This is a genomic window from Compostibacter hankyongensis (assembly GCF_039541075.1).
Classification (GTDB): domain Bacteria; phylum Bacteroidota; class Bacteroidia; order Chitinophagales; family Chitinophagaceae; genus Compostibacter; species Compostibacter hankyongensis.
The window spans coordinates 286,567-305,581 of sequence record NZ_BAABFN010000001.1 but is presented as its reverse complement, the minus strand read 5'-3'; the positions used below and the strand labels follow the sequence as shown (position 1 = coordinate 305,581).

At 57.5% G+C, this 19,015-nt stretch carries 12 protein-coding genes; 4 read left to right on the top strand and 8 right to left on the bottom strand.

The genetic code is table 11. The features are described from left to right. Positions 1 to 8: 8 nt before the first annotated feature. Complete coding sequence (locus tag ABD851_RS01160) at positions 9 to 1,001, bottom strand: aspartate-semialdehyde dehydrogenase (RefSeq protein WP_344973986.1); 993 nt, start codon at positions 999 to 1,001, stop codon at positions 9 to 11. Between the two features lie 167 nt (positions 1,002 to 1,168). Between ABD851_RS01160 and ABD851_RS01155 the strand changes: the two genes are divergently transcribed. Then, positions 1,169 to 3,751 (top strand): lamin tail domain-containing protein, encoded by a 2,583-nt coding sequence (locus tag ABD851_RS01155; RefSeq protein ID WP_344973983.1) that lies wholly within the window; start codon positions 1,169 to 1,171, stop codon positions 3,749 to 3,751. A 67-nt stretch (positions 3,752 to 3,818) separates the two neighbouring features. On the opposite strand, the gene ABD851_RS01150 is transcribed toward ABD851_RS01155, so the two are convergent. Together ABD851_RS01150 and ABD851_RS01145 are read right to left on the bottom strand one after the other, a co-directional pair. Beyond that, complete coding sequence (locus ABD851_RS01150; protein WP_344973980.1) at positions 3,819 to 4,745, bottom strand: PfkB family carbohydrate kinase; 927 nt, start codon at positions 4,743 to 4,745, stop codon at positions 3,819 to 3,821. 81 nt (positions 4,746 to 4,826) lie between these two features. Continuing rightward, positions 4,827 to 6,995 carry an alpha-galactosidase gene (locus ABD851_RS01145; RefSeq protein ID WP_344973977.1) on the bottom strand — a complete coding sequence of 723 codons (2,169 nt, stop codon included), beginning with the start codon at positions 6,993 to 6,995 and terminating at the stop codon, positions 4,827 to 4,829. A 141-nt stretch (positions 6,996 to 7,136) separates the two neighbouring features. Here ABD851_RS01145 and ABD851_RS01140 point away from each other — a divergent pair, with 141 nt between their 5' ends. Further along, positions 7,137 to 7,817: an SDR family NAD(P)-dependent oxidoreductase gene (locus ABD851_RS01140; protein WP_344973974.1), complete on the top strand. Its 681-nt coding sequence runs from the start codon at positions 7,137 to 7,139 to the stop codon at positions 7,815 to 7,817. 33 nt (positions 7,818 to 7,850) lie between these two features. Here the strand turns inward: ABD851_RS01140 and ABD851_RS01135 are convergent, their stop codons facing one another. Further along, positions 7,851 to 8,510: a hypothetical protein gene (locus ABD851_RS01135; RefSeq protein ID WP_344973972.1), complete on the bottom strand. Its 660-nt coding sequence runs from the start codon at positions 8,508 to 8,510 to the stop codon at positions 7,851 to 7,853. A 112-nt stretch (positions 8,511 to 8,622) separates the two neighbouring features. Between ABD851_RS01135 and ABD851_RS01130 the strand changes: the two genes are divergently transcribed. Next, entirely contained in the window at positions 8,623 to 9,066 is a 444-nt protein-coding gene (locus ABD851_RS01130; RefSeq protein ID WP_344973969.1) for a GNAT family N-acetyltransferase, read from the top strand. A gap of 51 nt (positions 9,067 to 9,117) precedes the next feature. Here ABD851_RS01130 and tamL read toward each other — a convergent pair whose 3' ends face one another. Genes tamL through ABD851_RS01115 form a run of 3 tightly spaced genes read right to left on the bottom strand, consistent with a single transcriptional unit; the run spans position 9,118 to position 17,637 of the window. Continuing rightward, positions 9,118 to 11,514: a translocation and assembly module lipoprotein TamL gene (tamL, locus tag ABD851_RS01125; RefSeq protein ID WP_344973966.1), complete on the bottom strand. Its 2,397-nt coding sequence runs from the start codon at positions 11,512 to 11,514 to the stop codon at positions 9,118 to 9,120. Continuing rightward, positions 11,507 to 16,558, bottom strand: coding sequence for a translocation/assembly module TamB domain-containing protein (locus ABD851_RS01120; RefSeq protein WP_344973963.1), 5,052 nt, complete (start codon positions 16,556 to 16,558; stop codon positions 11,507 to 11,509). Before ABD851_RS01120 ends, tamL begins: the two co-directional genes overlap by 8 nt. Before the next feature lie 35 nt (positions 16,559 to 16,593). Beyond that, positions 16,594 to 17,637: a COX15/CtaA family protein gene (locus ABD851_RS01115; protein WP_344973960.1), complete on the bottom strand. Its 1,044-nt coding sequence runs from the start codon at positions 17,635 to 17,637 to the stop codon at positions 16,594 to 16,596. 75 nt (positions 17,638 to 17,712) lie between these two features. Here ABD851_RS01115 and ABD851_RS01110 point away from each other — a divergent pair, with 75 nt between their 5' ends. Continuing rightward, complete coding sequence (locus ABD851_RS01110) at positions 17,713 to 18,315, top strand: ribonuclease HII (protein ID WP_344973957.1); 603 nt, start codon at positions 17,713 to 17,715, stop codon at positions 18,313 to 18,315. Between the two features lie 79 nt (positions 18,316 to 18,394). Here ABD851_RS01110 and ABD851_RS01105 read toward each other — a convergent pair whose 3' ends face one another. After that, positions 18,395 to 19,009 (bottom strand): NanQ anomerase/TabA/YiaL family protein, encoded by a 615-nt coding sequence (locus tag ABD851_RS01105; RefSeq protein ID WP_344973955.1) that lies wholly within the window; start codon positions 19,007 to 19,009, stop codon positions 18,395 to 18,397. Positions 19,010 to 19,015: the final 6 nt, after the last annotated feature.

Sequence of the window (19,015 nt, the reverse complement as noted above, 5' to 3'; positions counted from 1 at the left end):
GCAGCGGTTTATCCTATCCAGCCTTTCCCGAGCAGGTATTCCGCGATCTGTACGGCATTGGTGGCGGCGCCCTTGCGCAGGTTATCCGCTACAATCCACAGGTTTACCGTCCGCGGCTGCGTCTCGTCCTGACGGATGCGGCCCACAAACACATCGTCTTTTTCATGGGCATCGCGGGGCATGGGATACAGCAGGTTGGCGGGGTCGTCTACCACGGTCACACCCGGCGTCTGACCCAGCAGCCGGCGTATGGCAACCGGCTCACAGTCCTTTTCAAATTCCACATTCACCGATTCGCTGTGTCCGCCCATGACGGGTATGCGTACAGTCGTGGCTGTTACCCGGATACTGTCATCGCCGATGATCTTTTTGGTTTCGTTGACCATCTTCATCTCCTCCTTCGTATATCCGTTTTCCTGGAAAACGTCGATCTGGGGAAGCACATTGAGGTCTATGGGATAAGGGTAAGCCTTTTCTCCTTCCACACCGTTCCGTTCATCCATCAGCTGGTTGACGGCTTTTACGCCGGTACCCGTTACCGACTGGTAAGTGGATACCACCACGCGCCTTACCCCGTAAGCCTTATGAAGGGGGTCCAGCACCATCACCATTTGTATGGTAGAGCAGTTGGGGTTGGCAATGATCTTGTCTTCCGGGGTCAGGACCTGCGCGTTGACCTCGGGCACCACCAGCTTCTTGGTGGGGTCCATCCGCCATGCGGAGGAATTGTCCACCACGGTGATCCCGGCTTCGGCAAACTTGGGCGCCCACTCCAGGGAAGTACCGCCTCCGGCGGAGAACAGGGCTACGTCCGGGCGGAGCGCGATAGCATCGGGGGGCGTCACCACCTTGTATTTTTTACCGGCAAACTCCACCTCTTTCCCCGCCGACCTGGCCGAGGCCACCGGGATCAGTTCCGTCACGGGGAACTTACGTTCCGCCAGCACCTGCAACATTTTGGAGCCCACCAGTCCTGTGGCGCCCACTACCGCTACCTTCATAATTGATACGATATAAATATTCAGAAAACCCGTGGCCGGCCGCGAACGCATTTATCCCGGCATGACCCTGCGGGGCCGCAAAGATACAACTTCCCCTAATTTTCAAGAACGCTTCTTGGCGCATTCAGAAAATATTGTTATTTTTAAATATAATCCATACTTCATCCATGCGTTACTGGCTTTACCTGTTAGGCCTTTGCCCGCTGAGCGCATTCGGACAGCTCAGCGAATCCTTTGACGACGGGGATTTTACCCATTCCCCGGCCTGGGAGGGAGATACAGCCTGCTGGCAGATAAGCGGGGGAAGGCTGCAGAGCCGCTGCAGGGTTGCAGACACCGCCTTTCTGCTCAGCACCCCTTCCGCCGGCGTGGCCGGAACACAGTGGACTTTTCGCATGCAGCTGCATTTCAATACCTCTTCAAAAAACTATGTGCGGGTTTATCTTGCCGCTACCGCCCCGCCCGGCGACAGCAGCAGCACCGGCTATTTTGTACAGATCGGCGGCACCGGCGACAATATTTCGCTCTGCCGTCAGGATACGGCCGGCCGCATTACCGCGCTGATCACGGGAAGGGAGGGGGTCACCGACCACGCCAACAACCGGTTGTTCCTTAGAGTGGTCTGCGACAGGCAATACAGCTGGTCGCTCTACCGGGATACTACCGGTACCGGCCGCTACGAAGTAAAGGAAGGGAACTGTACGGACAGCACCTATACCCGCAGCCGCCTCTTCGGGATACAGGTCCGGCAGTCCACCTCCGGCTTTTTTCAAAAACATTTTTTTGACGACATCCGGGCGGCGCCTTTTGTGCCGGACACCGCCCCGCCGGAGATCATCAGGGCAGATCCCTTGTCCCCGCGACAGCTCAATCTTGTCTTCTCCGAAGCCGTTACCGCCAAAAGCGCGCTGTCGCTCCTCCATTACCGCATAGCCGGCCGGGCCGGGCCGGACAGCACCTTCTACGATCCTGCGCAGCCGGCGCGGGTTTCCCTGTTTTTCAACACCCCGCTTCCGGAAGACCGCCCGCTGCAGCTCCGGATATGGGATATCGCCGACGCAGCCGGCAACCGGCTTCCCGATACGGCGTTTACCTTCGCTTATCATCCCCCGCGGCAATATGATGTGCTGATCAGCGAGATATTCGCCGACCCCGATCCGGCAGAAGGCCTGCCCGCAGAAAAGTTTGTGGAGCTGCGGAACAACAGCGCCCACCCCCTGAACCTGCAGGACTGGATTTTTTCCAACAGCACGCGCAGCGCCGTCCTCCCGCCTTTTATCCTGGACCCGGACAGCATGCTGATCCTCTGCAGCCATCTCGATGAGGAGCAATACCGCCCCTTCGGGAATACAGCGGGCCTTACGGGCTTCCCTACCCCCAAGATAGACGGCGACCTGCTTTCCCTGCGCAGCCGCAATGGCGCGTTGATCCACGCGGTAGCCTACCGTCCTTCCTGGTACGGGGATACGGCCAGGTCGGCCGGAGGCTGGAGCCTTGAAATGAAAGATACCCGGCACCCCTGCAGCGACAGCAGCAACTGGTCGGCCTCCATACATCCTTCCGGGGGCACGCCCGGCAGCGTCAACTCGGTCAACCTTGCGGGCGGAGGATCCGTACCGGACCTTGTGGAGGTCACGGTTATCGATAGCCTTACTTTGTCTGCTGTCTTCAGCCAGGATATGGACAGCAGCCTGGCGGCAAAAGCGGATCATTATCATATCGATAAAAACATCCTGGTCGACAGTGTGGTGGCCCGGGCTCCTTTCTTCCGCACCGTTGCCCTGTATCTGAAACGCCCGCTGCAACGCGGCGTGCGTTACCGGCTGGAAGTAACCGGGGCGGCAGGATGCGGCGGCAGACCCGTAGGGGTGAAAAACACGCTGGCGTTCGGGCTGCTCGAGCAGGCCCTGCCGGGGGATATCATTTTAAGCGAAGTGCTTTTTCATCCGCAGCCCGGCGGTGAAAAATTTGTGGAGCTGTATAACCGCTCGCAGAAGATGATCGACCTGCACAACCTTTATCTGGCCCGGCGTGAAAACGACGGCGCTCTTACCCAAGCCGTCCGGCTTTCCGGAGAGCACGCTCCCTTCCTTCCCGGCACCTGGCTGGTGGTCACCCCCAGTCCCGAAGATATACGTTCCCGTTATTACTGTAAGGACCCCGAAGCTTTCCTCAGCCCCGGAAGGCTTCCTTCTTATCCGCAGACAGAAGGCGATGTGGTCCTGCTGAGCGGACAGGACACGGTGCTGGATGAGCTGGCCTACCGGGAAGAGGATCATTTTCAGCTGTTGCAAAACACGGCGGGCATCTCGCTGGAAAAAACCGACTATAACAAGCCTTCCGGAGAAACTGCCAACTGGCAAAGCGCTCCCGCCGATGCGGGCTATGCCACCCCTACCTATCGCAGCGCAGCCACTGCCGCCGGCGCTGCGGATGTCGCCGTGGACCCGCCGGTGATCTCACCGGGAGACCAGGACGGGCGCGACGATGAGGCCTTCATCCGCTACCGGCTCGGGCCGGCCGGCGGCGTAGCCAACATCACGGTATTTGATGCTTCCGGCCGCGCAGTCGGGCATCCCTACCGCAGCTTTACGCTTTCCGCACAGGGCAGCCTGCGCTGGGACGGGCGGGGAAACGGCGGCCGGGTACTGCCCACCGGACTGTATATCCTTTACATAGAAATCTTCAATACCGAAGGAGCGGTAAAGAAATGGAAGTTGCCCGTTACCGTAGTGAGAAACGTCAGGTAAGCGGCTTATCCAGTAAGCTGCTGCGCTCCGGGCTGCTCATCAGGAGTAAAACGCCGGATAAAACAGCTTATCCGATCAGATCGATATCGAAGTTGACCAGGTCGATAAACTGCCGGATACGGTTTTCGATATCCTCCTGGTCGATCTCGCGCAGCCGCTGTATGCCGAATTTCTCCACGCAAAAGGAGGCCATGGCCGAGCCGATGATGATGGCGCTTTTCATGTTATCAAAAGAAATATCGCGGGTGCGGGCAAGATGGCCGATAAAGCCGCCGGCAAAGGTATCGCCGGCGCCGGTAGGATCGAACACCTCTTCCAGCGGAAGGGCCGGAGCAAAGAACACGTGATTTTCATGGAACAGGAGGGCGCCGTGCTCTCCTTTTTTGATCACCAGGAAGCGGGGCCCCATTTCGGCAATCTTCCTTGCCGCCTTTACGAGCGAATATTCCCCGCTGAGCTGACGCGCTTCCGCATCGTTGATCAGCAACACATCTACCTGCTTCAGCACCTGCAACAGCTCGTCCCAGGCCGATTCCATCCAGAAGTTCATGGTGTCGGCCACTACCAGGCGGGGACGTGTTTTCAGCTGGCTGATCACGCTCAGCTGCACGGAAGGGGCCAGGTTGCCCAGCATCAGCAATTCAGCGCCCTGGTAGCTTTCCGGCACCACCGGCTCAAAATCGCCCAGCACATTGAGCTCGGTGACCAGCGTATCGCGGGTATTCATATCCATATGATATTTCCCCGACCAGAAAAAAGAAGGACGGTCGCTTTTTATCTGTACCCCTTCCAGCTCCACCCCCTGCGCCCGGAGCGCATCCAGCTCCTCTTTTGGGAAATCGCCGCCCACTACCGATATCTGCCGGATGGGCTTTACAAAGTTCTGCGCGGCCCAGGCAATATAGGTGGCCGCGCCGCCGATGATCCTGTCTGATTTGCCAAAAGGGGTTTCAATCATATCAAAGGCCATGGAGCCCACCACAATTAATGACATCTGCTTTATTTTAAATCAATGATCAATCCTAAACGGGAGACAAGTTAGCAAGCTCCCGCCAATCGGCCAAGACAGACCGCCTCAGCGGGCGGTAAGCTCGAGCATGACGCTGCCCGCATCCCCGTGCAACGGAAGATGCAGGCCCTGCTCCATCAGGTCTTTTCCCGTGATGACCCGTCCCGATTCCGGGCAGGATGATTTCTTTCCCTCGGGCAGGTTTATTTCCTGCACCAGGTACTGCCGGTCGGGATCAAGACCCTGTAGCCGCACCGGAGAGTTGACATCCCAGCGGGTCATGTGCATGGCATAGCCGAACAGCACGGCATGATCCCGGGCTTCGTTGGCGTACATCAGCGCGGCGCGATGCCCCTGATAGGGAGAAACCAGCCGGTACAGATCGCCGTACCAGATCACATCTTCCAGCCGCTTGTAGGTCTGTACGGCCGCATGCACGAACCGTATATCCTCTTCCTTCAAACCGTTCAGCCGCATGTCAAAGCCCAGCTTTCCCGTCATGGCCACATCGAGCCTGAACTTCAGCGGGTAATCGCCCATGCTGGTAACATGATCGGCCGTAGCGATGGCCGGGAAAAAGTAAGAGTATCCCCATTGGATAAAGATCCGATCCATCGGGTTGGTATTGTCGCTGGGCCAGAACTCCGTGAAGTAGGGCAGGGCGCCGTAGTCTACACGTCCGCCACCGCCGGAGCACAGCATCATCGGCAGGTGCGGATATTTTTTGCGCAGGCGCTCAAAAACCTTGTACAGGCCCTCCACATAAGCGATAAACAAATGCGACTGTTGTTTGCCGAGATAAGCGGAATAGGCATTGGTGAACATGCGGTTGCAATCCCATTTGAAATAGGCAATCCCCGGATACTTCGTCATCAGACCGTCGACCACACCGAATACAAAATCCTGCACTGCGGGGTTGCTCAGGTCCAGCACCAGCTGGTTGCGGTAGTAGTTTTCCGGCCGGTTGGGCAGCTTCAGTATCCACTCCGGATGCTGTTCGTACAGCTCGCTCTTGGGATTTACCATTTCCGGCTCTACCCAGATGCCGAAGCGGACGTCCTGTTTGCCGGCTTCTTTCACCAGATAGCCGATCCCCTGCGGCAGCTTTTTCTTGTTTTCCTGCCAATCGCCCAGGCCGGCATGATCATTATTACGCGGGTACTTGTTGCCGAACCAGCCGTCGTCCAGCAGGAACAGATCCACGCCGATCTTTTTGGCTTCGCCAAAAAGCTGCACCAGCTTGTTCTCGTCAAAGTCAAAATAAGTGGACTCCCAGTTGTTGAGCAGGGTAAACCGCGACTTATCCCCGTCGCGGAGACCGTATTGCCGCGCCCAGCGATGCAGGTTGCGGCTGGCCTGCCCCTTACCCTGCCGGCTATACGTAAAGATAAAAGCCGGGGTGGTGAAGGTCGTATCGGGCTTGAGATGATATTCGGAGGCATAAGGATTCATGCCGGCCAGGAGGCGCAGCTTGTTCTGCCGGTCCAGCTCAAAAAGCAGCCGGAAATTACCGCTCCAGGCGAGGGTGCCGGCCAGCACTTCCCCGCTGGTCTCGGTGGAAGACCTCCCGGGCGACAGCATAAAGGAGGAGCTCTGGTACATGTCTGCCCGGCTTCCCAGCTTGGTATCGATGATCTTGATACCGGAGGTGAGCTCGCTCTCCTGCAGCTGCATCTCCGAGGCCCAATCCCCGTGGAACTGCGTGAGCCAGTAATGCCCCGCACCGAAGTTCAATGCGCCGGAAGCAAAATCATACAGGGTAACGGGAGCCGCTTCATGGTGCCGTATCGTCGTCCACTGCGTGATGACGTCTTCCTTGAAATAGGCTTTATAGTAACGCGTAACCTCGAAAGGATACTGGGGGTCCTTGAGCGCTATGGCGGTCTCGGTCACATCGTCGCTGAGCTTTTTTACCGTATGGCGCACATAGCGAAGCTCCAGCGAAGGATTACCGTCGGCATGGGTAACCCTTATGGCGGCGCTGTAAAGGTTGTCCGTTCCAAAAGTGGGATATGCCGGCATGTCCGTTCCGGGCGTCTCGTAGGCCTTGTCCGACGAAAGGGGGGCGCCCAGGTAAACCTGCTGCAGTCCCGCATCGCCGCCCCGGAAAACCAGCGCCGTATGTTGGGTGCGTATGGTAATGAGGGCAGGCGTCTGCGCCCCGCCCCTGTATCCTGCGCTGCAAAATATCAGCGCGATGATACAGATCCGGAGATAACCATAAAACTGTTGCATACTCTTTTGTCCGGTTAGCAGGATGGCCGCTCCATCCTGTGCGTGAGAAATGGCGGCAAGATAAGAAAAGAAGCCTGCATTTATAGTAACTTAGCCGGGTCCGCCATATGGGTGGAGCTCATCGCTTTAAAACCATTTTATATGCCCACCGTCATCATCACCGGAGCCGCCGGAGGACTGGGACAGGAAACCGTTTCCTTTTTCCTTGGCAAGGGTTATCATGTCATTGCCATTGTACGCGGACAGCAGGACCGTCTCCCCGCGCATGAGCGCCTGGAGGTGGAATCACTTGATCTGCGCGATGAAAAAGCCGTCGCTGATTTTGTATCACGCACCACTGCCCGCACTACCGTGCAGGCCGCCCTGCTCCTGGCCGGCGGCTTTGCGCCCGGCGCGCTGGAAAACACCGGCATGGAAGACATCCGCCGCCAGATCGCCATAAATTTTGAAACCGCTTATCCCCTGGCCCGGCTTCTTTTTTCCCATTTCCTCCAGCAGGACTACGGGAGGCTGATCCTGGTCGGCAGCCGCCCGGCGCTGCAGCCGGCTGCCGGCAAAGATCTGATCGCTTATACGCTCAGCAAATCGCTGCTGTCGGAGCTTGCCGCCTTGCTCAATGCCGAGGCAGGCGGAAAAAACGTGACCGCCAGCGTCATTGTACCGAGCACCATCGACACGCCGGTGAACCGCAAAAGCATGCCGGATGCGGATTTCGGCAAATGGGTATCCCCCGGGCAGATCGCCGCGGCCATGCATTTTATCTGCAGCGAAAGCGGCGCTCCCCTTCGCGGGGCGGTATTGAAGCTGTACGGGGAAAGCTGAACGCCTTCCTGTTAAGAAGGCGCGGGCGGTTCGCTACCGCTGCAGCAGCGAGTCCGTATAATGCGGGGCCTCGCCGAGCGAAAGGCTGTCGGCATAGCCGAAGGTCTCCATACGTTGCCCATTCACATGATAGCGCCAAACCACGGGCAGGGGCTGGTTGCTTTCATTGGCATCGCTGATGCCGGTGATGACGGCGACACTGTCATTCAGCCAGCGGGCGTCCTGATAGAGCGTGCCCGGGCCGCTGAAAAGCAGCCGCTGACGCCGGCCCGTTTTTACCGCTACCAGCGCCACTTCGGCATCCGGTTCCCCGCCCTCCAACGTCACCGTGCCGTTTTTCCGCTTCACGGGGATCATATTATAGCTATACAGGTCGATGGCCAGCGTTCCGGCCGGATTATATTTCAGGTAAGGCCGGTACGTATTCCATTCCTCCGCCGAGAAGGAATCGGTTGCCGGCGGCTGATGAACATCGCTGCCCAGGAAATCGAACTTCCGGACATCAAACCGTCCGCCGGTAGTCTTTTGCAGAAAACCGGTCCATTGCGGAAGCGAACGCAGATCGTCGCTGATGTTCGGGGCGGCGGTATCGACGCTGTCTGCCTGCTCCTGCGTGCCCGCCTGCCGGTCTCCGGAGCGGCAGGCCGCCAACAGCAGGAAAAAAGAGATGAGCAGCAGGGGCTTTGTTTTCATGTCCGGTCGGTTAAACATCTGCTTACACAAGTTAACGCTTATTTGGGTCCTGTCCGCAATGACGCGTGTATTTGATAATTTTGTTTATCTGTTAACCTTTACACAAGCTGTGGTGAAAAACGATTTTTATGTCTCTACCGACAAATCCATGCTGGATACGGGGATGATCTTCGACTTTCTGAGCAACCGCTCGTACTGGGCGGCAGGAAGGAGCCGGCAGGCGGTGGAAAGCTCGATCCTGAACTCGCTTTGCTTCGGTGTGTTCGACCGCCGGGGCGGGCAGGTGGGCTTTGCCCGGGTGGTAACCGACTACGCCGTATTTGCCTGGATCCTGGATGTGTTCATCCTCGAAAGCCACCGGGGCCTGGGACTCGGCAAGCTGCTCCTGCAGGAGATCACCGCGCACCCGCAGCTGCAGGACCTGAAATGGGGTTTGGAAACGAAGGATGCTCACGGCTTGTATGAACAGTTCGGGTTCCGGCCGCTGTCGGCGCCGCAGGATATGATGAGAAAGCCCCGGTCCGGCTCCGGCGCTCCCGCAGACCGGCATGGGTAAGCGGTAGCGACGTCGCGCTTCCGCGGGTATTGCAGCTGCTTCCGGCCCGGCTCAGAACGGATAGCCGATGGCGATATTGAGCACGAGGTTCTCCTTGCGCCAGCCGGCATCGCCGAAGTTGATCTGGTCCAGCACCCAGCGGCGTCCTTCCGGCAGGTAGGGCTTCCGCAGCGGGAAGGCCAGGTCCAGCCGCAGCAGGAGAATGGAAAAATCAAAGCGGAGGCCTACCCCTGTACCCACGGCCAGCTGGCTGAGGGCCTTGCTGAAATGAAATTCTCCGCCGGGGCGCTCGGGAGTGGCCCGCTGCAGCCAGATGTTTCCCGCGTCCACAAACACGGCGCCGTTGACCAGCCCGAACAGCTTGGCACGGAGCTCGGTATTCATCTCCAGCTTGATATCCCCGGCCTCGTTGGCAAAGAGATTGTTCTCACGCGTATAGTAGGTGCCGGGACCGAGCGCCCGGGCGCGGAAGGCGCGGATGCTGTTGCTGCCGCCGATATAAAACTGCTTTACAAAGGGCAGCGAGCGGGAGTTCCCATAGGCGTAACCGTAGCCTATAAAAAGACGGTTCACCCATCGCACGTTCTTATTGAGCTTCCAGTAATTGCGGACATCTGCAGAAAGTCGCACATACTGCGAGAAAGGAATGTTGCCGATGGTGGCCGGATGCTCGAAATCATGCTTGCCCATAACAGCCCCCAGCAGGTTCCCGGCTACATCGACATTGCCGTTAAAATAAGTATTGAAGCGGGACTCCCGGATAAGCTGGTCGTTGTACACATAGTTGTAATTGGTGCCGATGATAAACTGCTTTTCAAAGCTCTGGCGGAGCACCGGATCCAGGTCCAGGCGGTGCTGAAAGGTATCGGTAATGTGGGAAGGCAGCACGTAATTGACGCTGACCACGTTGAGGGTATGCTCCTTCGCCTCGTTTTCCTTCCAGTTATATCCTCCCTGAAAACGGAATGAGTTCAGGTTGTAAAACCCGGTCCGTTTCAAAAGTTCATACCCCACATTCAATATGGTCTTGGGCACAAAAATGGTGCTTCCGTTGATCCCTTTGAATGGGGTGATAAAGCGGGGGATATACAGGTTGACCTCCGGGGAAAGCGAGTAGGAGTTGGAGCTTCCGGTCACCTGCTTCCCGCCGACCTGCGTTTCAAAACCGCCGGCCAGCTTTACTTCGAGCAGCTCGGCGCCTTTCAGCCAATTCCGGTTCCTCGCGCTGATGCTCACCTCGGATCCCACAAAGTTGTTGGATTTGGAATAGCCGGATACCTGGAAGCGCAGCGATTTCTTTTTATCCGGCGTCAGGTAGAAATTGGCATCCATAAGGCCGCGGCCCAGCGAGTCCGTCGCCTGGGGCCTTTCTGAGAAATCGACCCTTTCGATCCCGGCCGTGTCCCGCGCTTTTTCCCGCGCCAGGGAATCCTTCGGATTCTGCAGCACATCGGTAAATTCCAGCTTTACAAACTTGAAGACATTCAGGTTCACCAGCCGGTTCAGCGTAAGGTTATGCATCCTGCGGGTATACAGGCCGCCGTGTTTGAAAAAGACAGAGCGTTTGAAGATAATGGGACGAAACTGATGCCGGGTGTCCAGTATGCTGAAATCGCCATAAGTATATTCCTCCCCGCGTCTCCGCCGCTGGTTTCCGCTGAGCGAATAGTTGGTATTGATATTGATGTTCCGGATGGCGTAAGGACGGAGGCCTTTTTCGGGCGCATCGTCCTTGACGCGGACATTGATGTCCACCACCCCGCCGAGAGAGCTGTCCACCCGCATGATCAGGTTATCCGGGCTGAAATAAAAGTAGCCCTGCTCCTTTAGGGCAGCGTCTATCCGCTCCCGCTCGTCCTTTATCCGGTCGAGGTCGTAATAATCGCCGGGTTTTAACAGGGTACTTTTTGCCGTACCGCGGATCAGCGAGTCCAGGGGATCGTCCTCCTGTGGAAACCGCACTTCGCGGATGGTATAGCGATGGCCGGCATCAGCGGTATAGACGGCTGTGACCTTCCTGTTTTTGCCGCTGCTGTCGGCGTCCACCGCTCCCTGGAAGAAGCCCCGGTTCTGGAGCCGGTTTACGAGAATATCCCTGTTTTTATCCAGGTCCAGCGTACGGGCCAGCACGGGCGGCTCTCCCCATTTCTCATGCAGCAGGTAATTCAGGCCTTTGCCTTTCGGGGGTTTTGAGATGTTGTACAGCCACAGCTTATACCGCAGTCCCAGCACCTTGCTGTTGGGCTTGGGGCGCAGCAGCCCTTCCAGCTCTTCGGTGAGGTCTTTCTGATCTTTTACCTTCGGATCGAAATTCACCTTTCCCCCGACATACAGCTGTTCGTTGGCCGGCAGATACTTCAGGTTGCTGCAGCTGCATACCAGCAGCGACAATGCCGCCGGCAGGAGCAAAGACCACCGCATCTTCGTATGTACATTAGGGTTATTCATCTGACGGTTCCTTTTTCATTTGCCGCCGCCGCATCCTTCGCGCCGGATCATGGAATAATTCGCGGAAGCGGTTATAATCCATTACCAGGATAAAGCTGGCGCCGGTTTCCACCACCTGTCCTTCCACAACGCCCTGGTACTCGTCTTTACGGTAAGCCCGGACACGGTATCTTCCGTCTTTTGTCAGCTTGTATTCCACCGACACGTCGCCGGCCAGGTTGGTGGCTTTGCGACCGGGCGTCTGCGGGCCTTCCAGCTCTACGTTGCTGCCGACATATACGGTGGTACGGTCGTTGAACAATTGTTTGGAGAGCCCCACGTTAAGGTCCGTCCGGTTCTCGGCCTGTCCGGTGGAATAATCCTCTTCGGACTGCAGGTCAAAATTCACGTCCACCCCTTTGATGAGGTCTGCCGCCAGGTTGTTCAGCTGCTGGGACAATAGCTTTCCCGCGCTCTGCCGGGCCATCATGCCGACCCCCCCGCCTCCGCCCCCGGACAGGCTGCTGAAGGGATTATCTGCGATAAAATGATTAAATACCAGCAAGCCCAGCACCTGCTTGTTGAGCTCGGAAGTGGATTGGTTCACCTGCTTCAGCCGTGCATATACCGAACCATTGAAGACATTCTGCTGGCTTTCGGGCATATCGATGCCAAAGGTGATGTCCGGTTTCATCAGCTCTCCTTTCAGGTTAAGGTTTACCTCAAAGGGCAGCTTTTGCTTATAGGTGGTCTGCGTGCTGGCGTCGGTGCCGGCGATCTGGTCGGCCACCAGCTCCTCGGCTGAGGTCCGGACATTATATACGGCAGTAAGATCCACGTTGGCCGAAAGGGGATCGCCCGTCCAGGTGATGGAGCTGCCGGGCCTGATGTCAAACTTCCGCTTGATCAGCCCGTTCATGGACAGCAGATAGGAGCCCTGTACCAGCTCGTAACGGCCGGTAAGACTGATCTTTCCGCTGGGGTCGATGGTGGCGTTGAGGTTCGCATCGCCTCGGGCCATCAGGTTATCGCCGGTTTCCTGGTCGATGAGGATATTCAGCTGTGCTGCAGTATCCACTGCTATGTTGGCGCTCAGCTGCAGTCCCTTATAGGCCGAACGGCGGAGCAGGGTATCGCCTGCGGCCAGGCGGACCGTGTCCTGCTGATGGGCGGCATCCACAAATTCCACTACGCCTTCGCGCTCCTCCACGCCGGGCTCGGAGCTGGGCAGCGCTACGGTAAGCACCGACTTTTCCCGGAGATGCACCGTCATGTCCACCTTCGGGAGGTTCATATCCCCCCGGAGACGGATATCGGCATCGATAAACACCGGTCCGGCGTACGGATGTTCGCTGGTAACCGTGCCTGCGCTCAGGGCTTCGAAGCCGCGGGCGGTAATGTTGGTGCCAAAGCGGAAATCCCGGTAGTTCTGCGTATATACGTGACCGTTGATAACCGCTTTTTGCCCCGAGGAATCCAGGATGGTAAACCGGTTAAAGCCGATACCCTGCTCATCGAAGGCGATGGTGGCATCCGGCAGGCGGTAGGAGGCGTTCAGGTAGTTGATATGCAGTCCGGCCTGGTTAAAATGCAGGTTGCCCCGCAGCTCGGGGGCATCCAGCGTACCCCGGAGGGTAAGGCTGCCGTCGAGGTTGCCCGTAGCCTGACTCAGCTGACCCAGCGAAAAAGCCTGCAGGGTTTTCATGGAAAGCGATTTCAGGTCCAGCCGCATAGCCATCCGGCTTTCGGGAGCGGTATAGTAAATGCCTTTCAGTTCCAGATCGTTCCCTGCCCCCGACAGGGTGATACCGGCGGCATAGGCATTGGCATTTTTATGCAGCAGCTGGATACCCATATTACCGAGCGGATACCGGCGGAACATCAGGCTGTCCACCTGCAGCTTCCCGGCAAAGACCGGATTTTGCAGCACGCTGTCCAGCACCATGCTGCCATTGATGGCGCCTCCTACCAGCGCGGTATCCTGAGCGGCGATATCCGTCACCGTTTCAATGCGGAAATCCTTAAAGGAAACTTCTATGGGCGCATTCGGTACCGGCTGCATGCTATTGATGCGCAGGGCCTGCCCGTTGTTTTCCAGGGCGAAGTCATTGATCTGGATGCCGGCTTTACCGTATTTCAGCAAATTATCTCCCGGCATCTGCCAGCGCCGGTAATCCAGCAGCTGGCTGTCCGGCAGGAAGTGAACCGTCAGCATGCTGTCGGCCGCTTTCAGCTGGAGGCCCAGATGATACTGGTCTTTTCGCGCATTGTCCTTCATGTGCAGGTTCACCGACAGGATGCTGTCTTCCAGTCCGCCGTACAGGCGGGTGTCAAACGTCTTGACCAGGCTGCTGTTGATCCGGCCCAGACCCAGCTCATAAGCAAGCCGCGTGCTGTCGCCGTCCATGTTCAGCACAAGGCTGTCCAGCTCATAACTGCCGTAGACCGTTTTGGGGAAATATCCGTTCAGGCCAATGGTGCGGCGGCGGGTATCCAGGTAACCGGAAAGGGTGGATTCGGAAAAGGTGCTCAGCTCCGGCACCATCCGTTGCAGGATGGCAGGATGATGCAGCGAAGCCCAGAAACGGATCTGCTGTCCCAGGCTGTCTGCCTGCTGCGTGGTATCGGTCAGATTGAAATACTGTTTCAGCTGCCGTTGCACCGCCGTTCCCAGCTGGCTGGGCCGGAAGTTACCGTATAGCAGGGCGGTAATGAATTCGGACTGCAATACCATGCGGGTAAGCGAATCGGTGGCCCGTGATTGCAAACGGATGCTGTCCAGCAGCAGCAGATCGCTTCCCCGGGCTATCTGAATTTTATTGACCAGCACCTGCCCGTTCAGGTGATCGATATCGGCCGTAGGGAGATCGGCATGGATGCTGCCGCGCACGCGCAGCGGGTCGTCGCTGAAATGGAGCGCCTGCAGATCCAGGCTGTCCACATTGAGCGCCATTTTTACGGCAGGATACTGACCGGAAAGATCGCCGCTGCCGTCCAGGTCAAAGCGGATATTGGGATCGTCCATCCCCGCCGTAACGGTAAATTGCTTCCGGCCGTAATGCCCGTTCAGCTGCAGGTTCCGGTATGTATATCCTTTTACCAGGGCTTCCTCCAGCTCTCCCCGCAGCGTTACATCCATATTGGAAGTATCCAGCCCGCTTCCCTTCAGGTCGGCAGACAGGGTCACCGGTCCCAGCAGACTATCCTGCTTCAGCAGCTTTCCGAGCTCGAACTGCGTTACCCCCAGGGTGGCCGCATAGGATTCATGCCCCTTGGACCCCTTCATATCCGCCTGCAGGCGCGCATTGCCGAAATCGCTTTGCAGCTGCGCCCGGGTATTAAAGCGCGTAAGCGAACCCTTGTACGCGGCTTTTAATGAAAACCGCCCCGGCAGCTGCAGGGAGGAGGGCAGCAGGCTGTCCGGCAACAGCGACAGCAGCTCGCTCCGGGTAGAGGCCAGGTCGTTCACCGATACATCGAAATAGGCTTTATCCATATCCGGAAGTCCCCGGAGGTCGGCCCGGGAATAAACATGGGTATACCGGCCGGTGGATACGCGCAGCACGGGTATATGCAGGTTGTCCAGCGTACCGCTCAGCTTGCCGGTGAGGCGGAAGCTGGTCTGCTTTAATTTCTTTACATAGACGTTGTCTGCCAGGAAGGGGGTGAACATCAGCACATCCTGCATGCCGATGGTACACTCCGGCAGATCTCCTTTGATGCCCATCTTCCCGGGATTATGGGAAAACGTGCCCAGCGAGTCATAACGCACGCTGAGATAGTCGCGCAGCAGGGAATGCGGTGTTTTTAACAGTAAGCCCGAAAGCGTGGCGCCGGTGTCGCTGTACACCACATTTGTCTGCAGGCGTTGCAGGGTGAACCCGCTCTGCTGTTCGGTAAAAGCAAGGCTGTCGATCTGCGCCGCCATACTGTCGGCATTGTAAGCGATGCCGCGGCCATGCAGCAGCAGACCGGCAATATCAAGATGCTCATAATCCATTCCCTGCAGGGGCTTTCTGCGATCCGGCCCGTTGTCGAAACGGAGGTGGTTATGATCCAATGCCAGCGTGCCGACCGAAACCTTCCAGCCGGCTGAGCTTTCTGCGGCGGCAGTGTCCTGCGCGGTGCTGTCGGCGGCGCTGCTGTCTGTCCCCGCCGTGAGGCGCAACCCTGCATCGGTATTTTCCAGGGCGAATGATTTCAGGGATACTTCCTGTCTGCCGGGGTCGAAGCCGGCGGCTTCGAGCGAGAGGCTGCCGAGATCGGCCCGCGCGTCCATACCGGCGGTGGTATCTTTATAGACCGCCTTTATCTGCTGCAGGGCCAGCCGCTCTATCATGATGCGGGGCAGGGCAGCGGCGCTGCTGTCTTCCGGTGCAGGCGGCGGCGGTACCAGCGGGATGGATTGGATAACCCGGGCATTGACGCCGGAGAGGTTGATATGATCGATATCGAAGTAGAGGCTGTCCAGGTCGAGCTTCCGGAACCGGGTGCGGAAATCATCCAGGCTGACGACGGCATCCATGCCGCTGACCTGGTCGCGGTAGGTAACGTTGATGTCTTTCAGCAAAATATTCCCCAGGGTGATCTTCAGCGAAGACCCAGCGGCGGTATCGGCGGGAGCGGCGGCGGTATCAACGGCCGTGCTATCGCCGAATGCGGCAGGGATAAACGCAAAATTAAAGGTAGTATCCGGCAGCACCCGGTACACGTGTGCGGTGAGGCGCTCCACCTCCAGCCGGCTTACCGACACTTCCCCGGAGAGCAGCTTGAACATATCTATCGCCACGAAAAGGCGATGATTATACAAGAGGGTATCCTGCTGCCGGTCTGCCACGAAGAGGTCTTCCATTTCCACAGCACTGGGAAAACGGATCCTCAGCCGCCCCACTTCCACGCGGGTACGCAGTTTATGCGAAAGATAGGAAGTAGCCTTCTGTGCAGCCCACTGCTGCACGCCGGGCAAGGTGAAGGCAATGGCGAGCAGCAACAGCAATGCGATCACGCATCCGGTTATCCAAAGGATGATCTTTAGTCCCTTTTTGACTATGCCGCCTACCGCCATGAAAAAATATATTCAACACGCCAAAGCGTATAACGTTATCTGCTTCTTAACAGGAACAGCATACCGAAAAGTATGACCAGCAGCAGCATCGCTACGAACTGGTGCAGCACGCCCAGCAACAGCGGGATCTGAACGGCGCTGTTCACTACGGTAAGCACCCCCAGCGTTACCTGCAAGAACACTGCCAGTATCGGCAGCCAGCGCGTCTGACGAAAGAGCGGGCTGCCGGCCGTGCGCAACGCCCTTATCCACCACCACAGGATCAGCAAAGCCAGCAGATAGGCCAGCCCCCGGTGGATAAACTGTACCATGATGGGGTTCTGAACAAAATTACTCCACGCGGGGCTTTGCCGGAACAGGGTATCCGGCACTGCCATGCCGTTGATGTCCGGCCAGGTATGGGCAGACAGGGCCGCATGCAGCCCGGCCATAAAGCCGCCGTACACCAGCTGCAGACAAAGCAGGCAGATGATCAGCACCGTAAACCGCCGGAGGGCCGGCGCCGTCGTATACTGCCCGGGCTTTACCAGCAGCATAAGGGCAAACCAGAAAGTATAGCAGATCAGCACCATGGCCGCCATAAAGTGAATGGTCAGCTTAACGGGGTTCACGCTCGTATTATCCCCTACCAGCCCGCTTTTCACCATGACCCATCCGATAAGCCCCTGCAGTGCGCCCAGGAGGAACAGGATGATCATCGGGCGTACCATGAAGCTGTTAAAGCGCCGCTGCAGCAGGAAGATCACGAATCCCGCCAGGAATACCACACCGATCAGGCGGGCCCAGAGGCGGTGAAACCACTCCCAGAAAAAAATAAATTTAAAATCCCCCAGGGAAAAGTCGCCGTTGATCAGGCGGTACTGCGGCGTCTGCTGGTAAAGATGAAAGGCATGTTCCCACTGGGTATGGTTGAGGGGCGGAACGGCGCCCATGATCGGCGCCCATTCTGTAATGGAAAGCCCGGACCCCGTAAGCCGGGTGATGCCGCCCAGCAAAACCTGGATCATCAGCATAAAGACCCCGGTCAGCAACCAGACGGCAACAGGGCGAGAACGGCGGGAAACAAGGAGGTCGTTCATGACGTAAAGGTACGCCAGAAAGCGGTATGTGTTTTTCCCTATCTTTGTAATCGTTGTCTGAAAAACGGGGAAGGCATGTTGCGGGCTTTTTTACAAAAGGAATGGATAGAGGCTGGCTGCGATGAAGCAGGACGGGGCTGTCTGGCCGGTCCGGTGTTCGCCGCCGCCGTCATCCTCCCCAAAAGCTTCCGCCATCCCCTGCTGAACGATTCCAAGCAACTCACGGCAGAAGAACGGGAAATGCTGCGCGAAGTCGTGGAGACAAAGGCCCTGGCTTATGCCGTAGCCTCGGTAGACAATACCGAGATAGACCGTATCAACATCCTGCAGGCCTCTTTCAGGGCCATGCATCTGGCCATCGCACAGCTGCAGCTGACACCTCAATTGCTGCTGATCGACGGGAACCGCTTCCACCCTTACCCCAGCATCCGCCACCACTGCATCATAAAAGGCGACGGGCTATATGCTTCCATCGCCGCCGCCAGCATCCTTGCCAAGACTTACCGGGACGCCTATATGCGGGAGCTGCATCACCAACACCCGCAATACGGCTGGGACGCCAATAAGGGTTATCCCACCGAATATCACCGCGATGCCATCCGTGCCCATGGCACGACAACCTATCACCGGCGCAGCTTCCGCCTGCTACCCGACATGCCCGAGCTGCCGCTGGAATAATACCTGCACCGGTAAAACGCTCCGGACATACCGCCATTTTGCGGCATCGGCGATCCGGAAAAGAAATTGCTCAGCTTGCTCAGCGACCCGCCATGCGAACCTTGATCACCAGCTTTTTGATGGGAGTCCCGCTGTTATCCCCCTTGATGCCGGGGCGGTGCGCTTCCTCTGGTGAGAAAATAAAGAACGTGCCGGGCTCGGCGAGGTAATACTTGCCCTTGGCGGTATAGTTGGCTCCGTCGCCAGCGGGATTATACGGACGAGTCACCTTGGCCTTGGAGACCGGGCATACCCCGATCATTTCTTTCCCGCTGATCACATACTGCAGATCGCTGTAATTGCGGTGCGACTCAAACTGGGTCTTGTCCTTGTCTTTTCCGGGCGCTTCGGTGATGGTAGCAAATACCTGCTCGCCGTCGATGGGATATTTCCCGGGAGCCATCGTGGCCAGGTCATGATCCCGCATAAAGGCAAAAGCCTTGTCCCAGGCAGCCTGGTTCTTATGATACTGTTCGGTAAATACCCGCTGGTTGATGGACTTATGGGGGGTAAGCTTCAGTCCTTTCAGCCAGGACTTGCCGGCAAACCAGGCCGCATCGCTTTCTCCTTTTTTTGTTCCCTGTGCGGAGGCGAGGGTGCCGGCAGAGAGCAGGAGCACCAGCGCCAGGAACAGTCTGAAAACATTTTGTTGCATGAATCG

Bases quoted from the DNA above. Each gene is read 5' to 3' on its own strand.
- ABD851_RS01160 (WP_344973986.1), bottom strand. From the start codon at position 1,001: ATGAAGGTAGCGGTAGTGGGCGCCACAGGACTGGTGGGCTCCAAAATG.
- ABD851_RS01155 (WP_344973983.1), top strand. From the start codon at position 1,169: ATGCGTTACTGGCTTTACCTGTTAGGCCTTTGCCCGCTGAGCGCATTC.
- ABD851_RS01150 (WP_344973980.1), bottom strand. From the start codon at position 4,745: ATGTCATTAATTGTGGTGGGCTCCATGGCCTTTGATATGATTGAAACC.
- ABD851_RS01145 (WP_344973977.1), bottom strand. From the start codon at position 6,995: ATGCAACAGTTTTATGGTTATCTCCGGATCTGTATCATCGCGCTGATA.
- ABD851_RS01140 (WP_344973974.1), top strand. From the start codon at position 7,137: ATGCCCACCGTCATCATCACCGGAGCCGCCGGAGGACTGGGACAGGAA.
- ABD851_RS01135 (WP_344973972.1), bottom strand. From the start codon at position 8,510: ATGAAAACAAAGCCCCTGCTGCTCATCTCTTTTTTCCTGCTGTTGGCG.
- tamL (WP_344973966.1), bottom strand. From the start codon at position 11,514: ATGAATAACCCTAATGTACATACGAAGATGCGGTGGTCTTTGCTCCTG.
- ABD851_RS01120 (WP_344973963.1), bottom strand. From the start codon at position 16,558: ATGGCGGTAGGCGGCATAGTCAAAAAGGGACTAAAGATCATCCTTTGG.
- ABD851_RS01115 (WP_344973960.1), bottom strand. From the start codon at position 17,637: ATGAACGACCTCCTTGTTTCCCGCCGTTCTCGCCCTGTTGCCGTCTGG.
- ABD851_RS01110 (WP_344973957.1), top strand. From the start codon at position 17,713: ATGTTGCGGGCTTTTTTACAAAAGGAATGGATAGAGGCTGGCTGCGAT.
- ABD851_RS01105 (WP_344973955.1), bottom strand. From the start codon at position 19,009: ATGCAACAAAATGTTTTCAGACTGTTCCTGGCGCTGGTGCTCCTGCTC.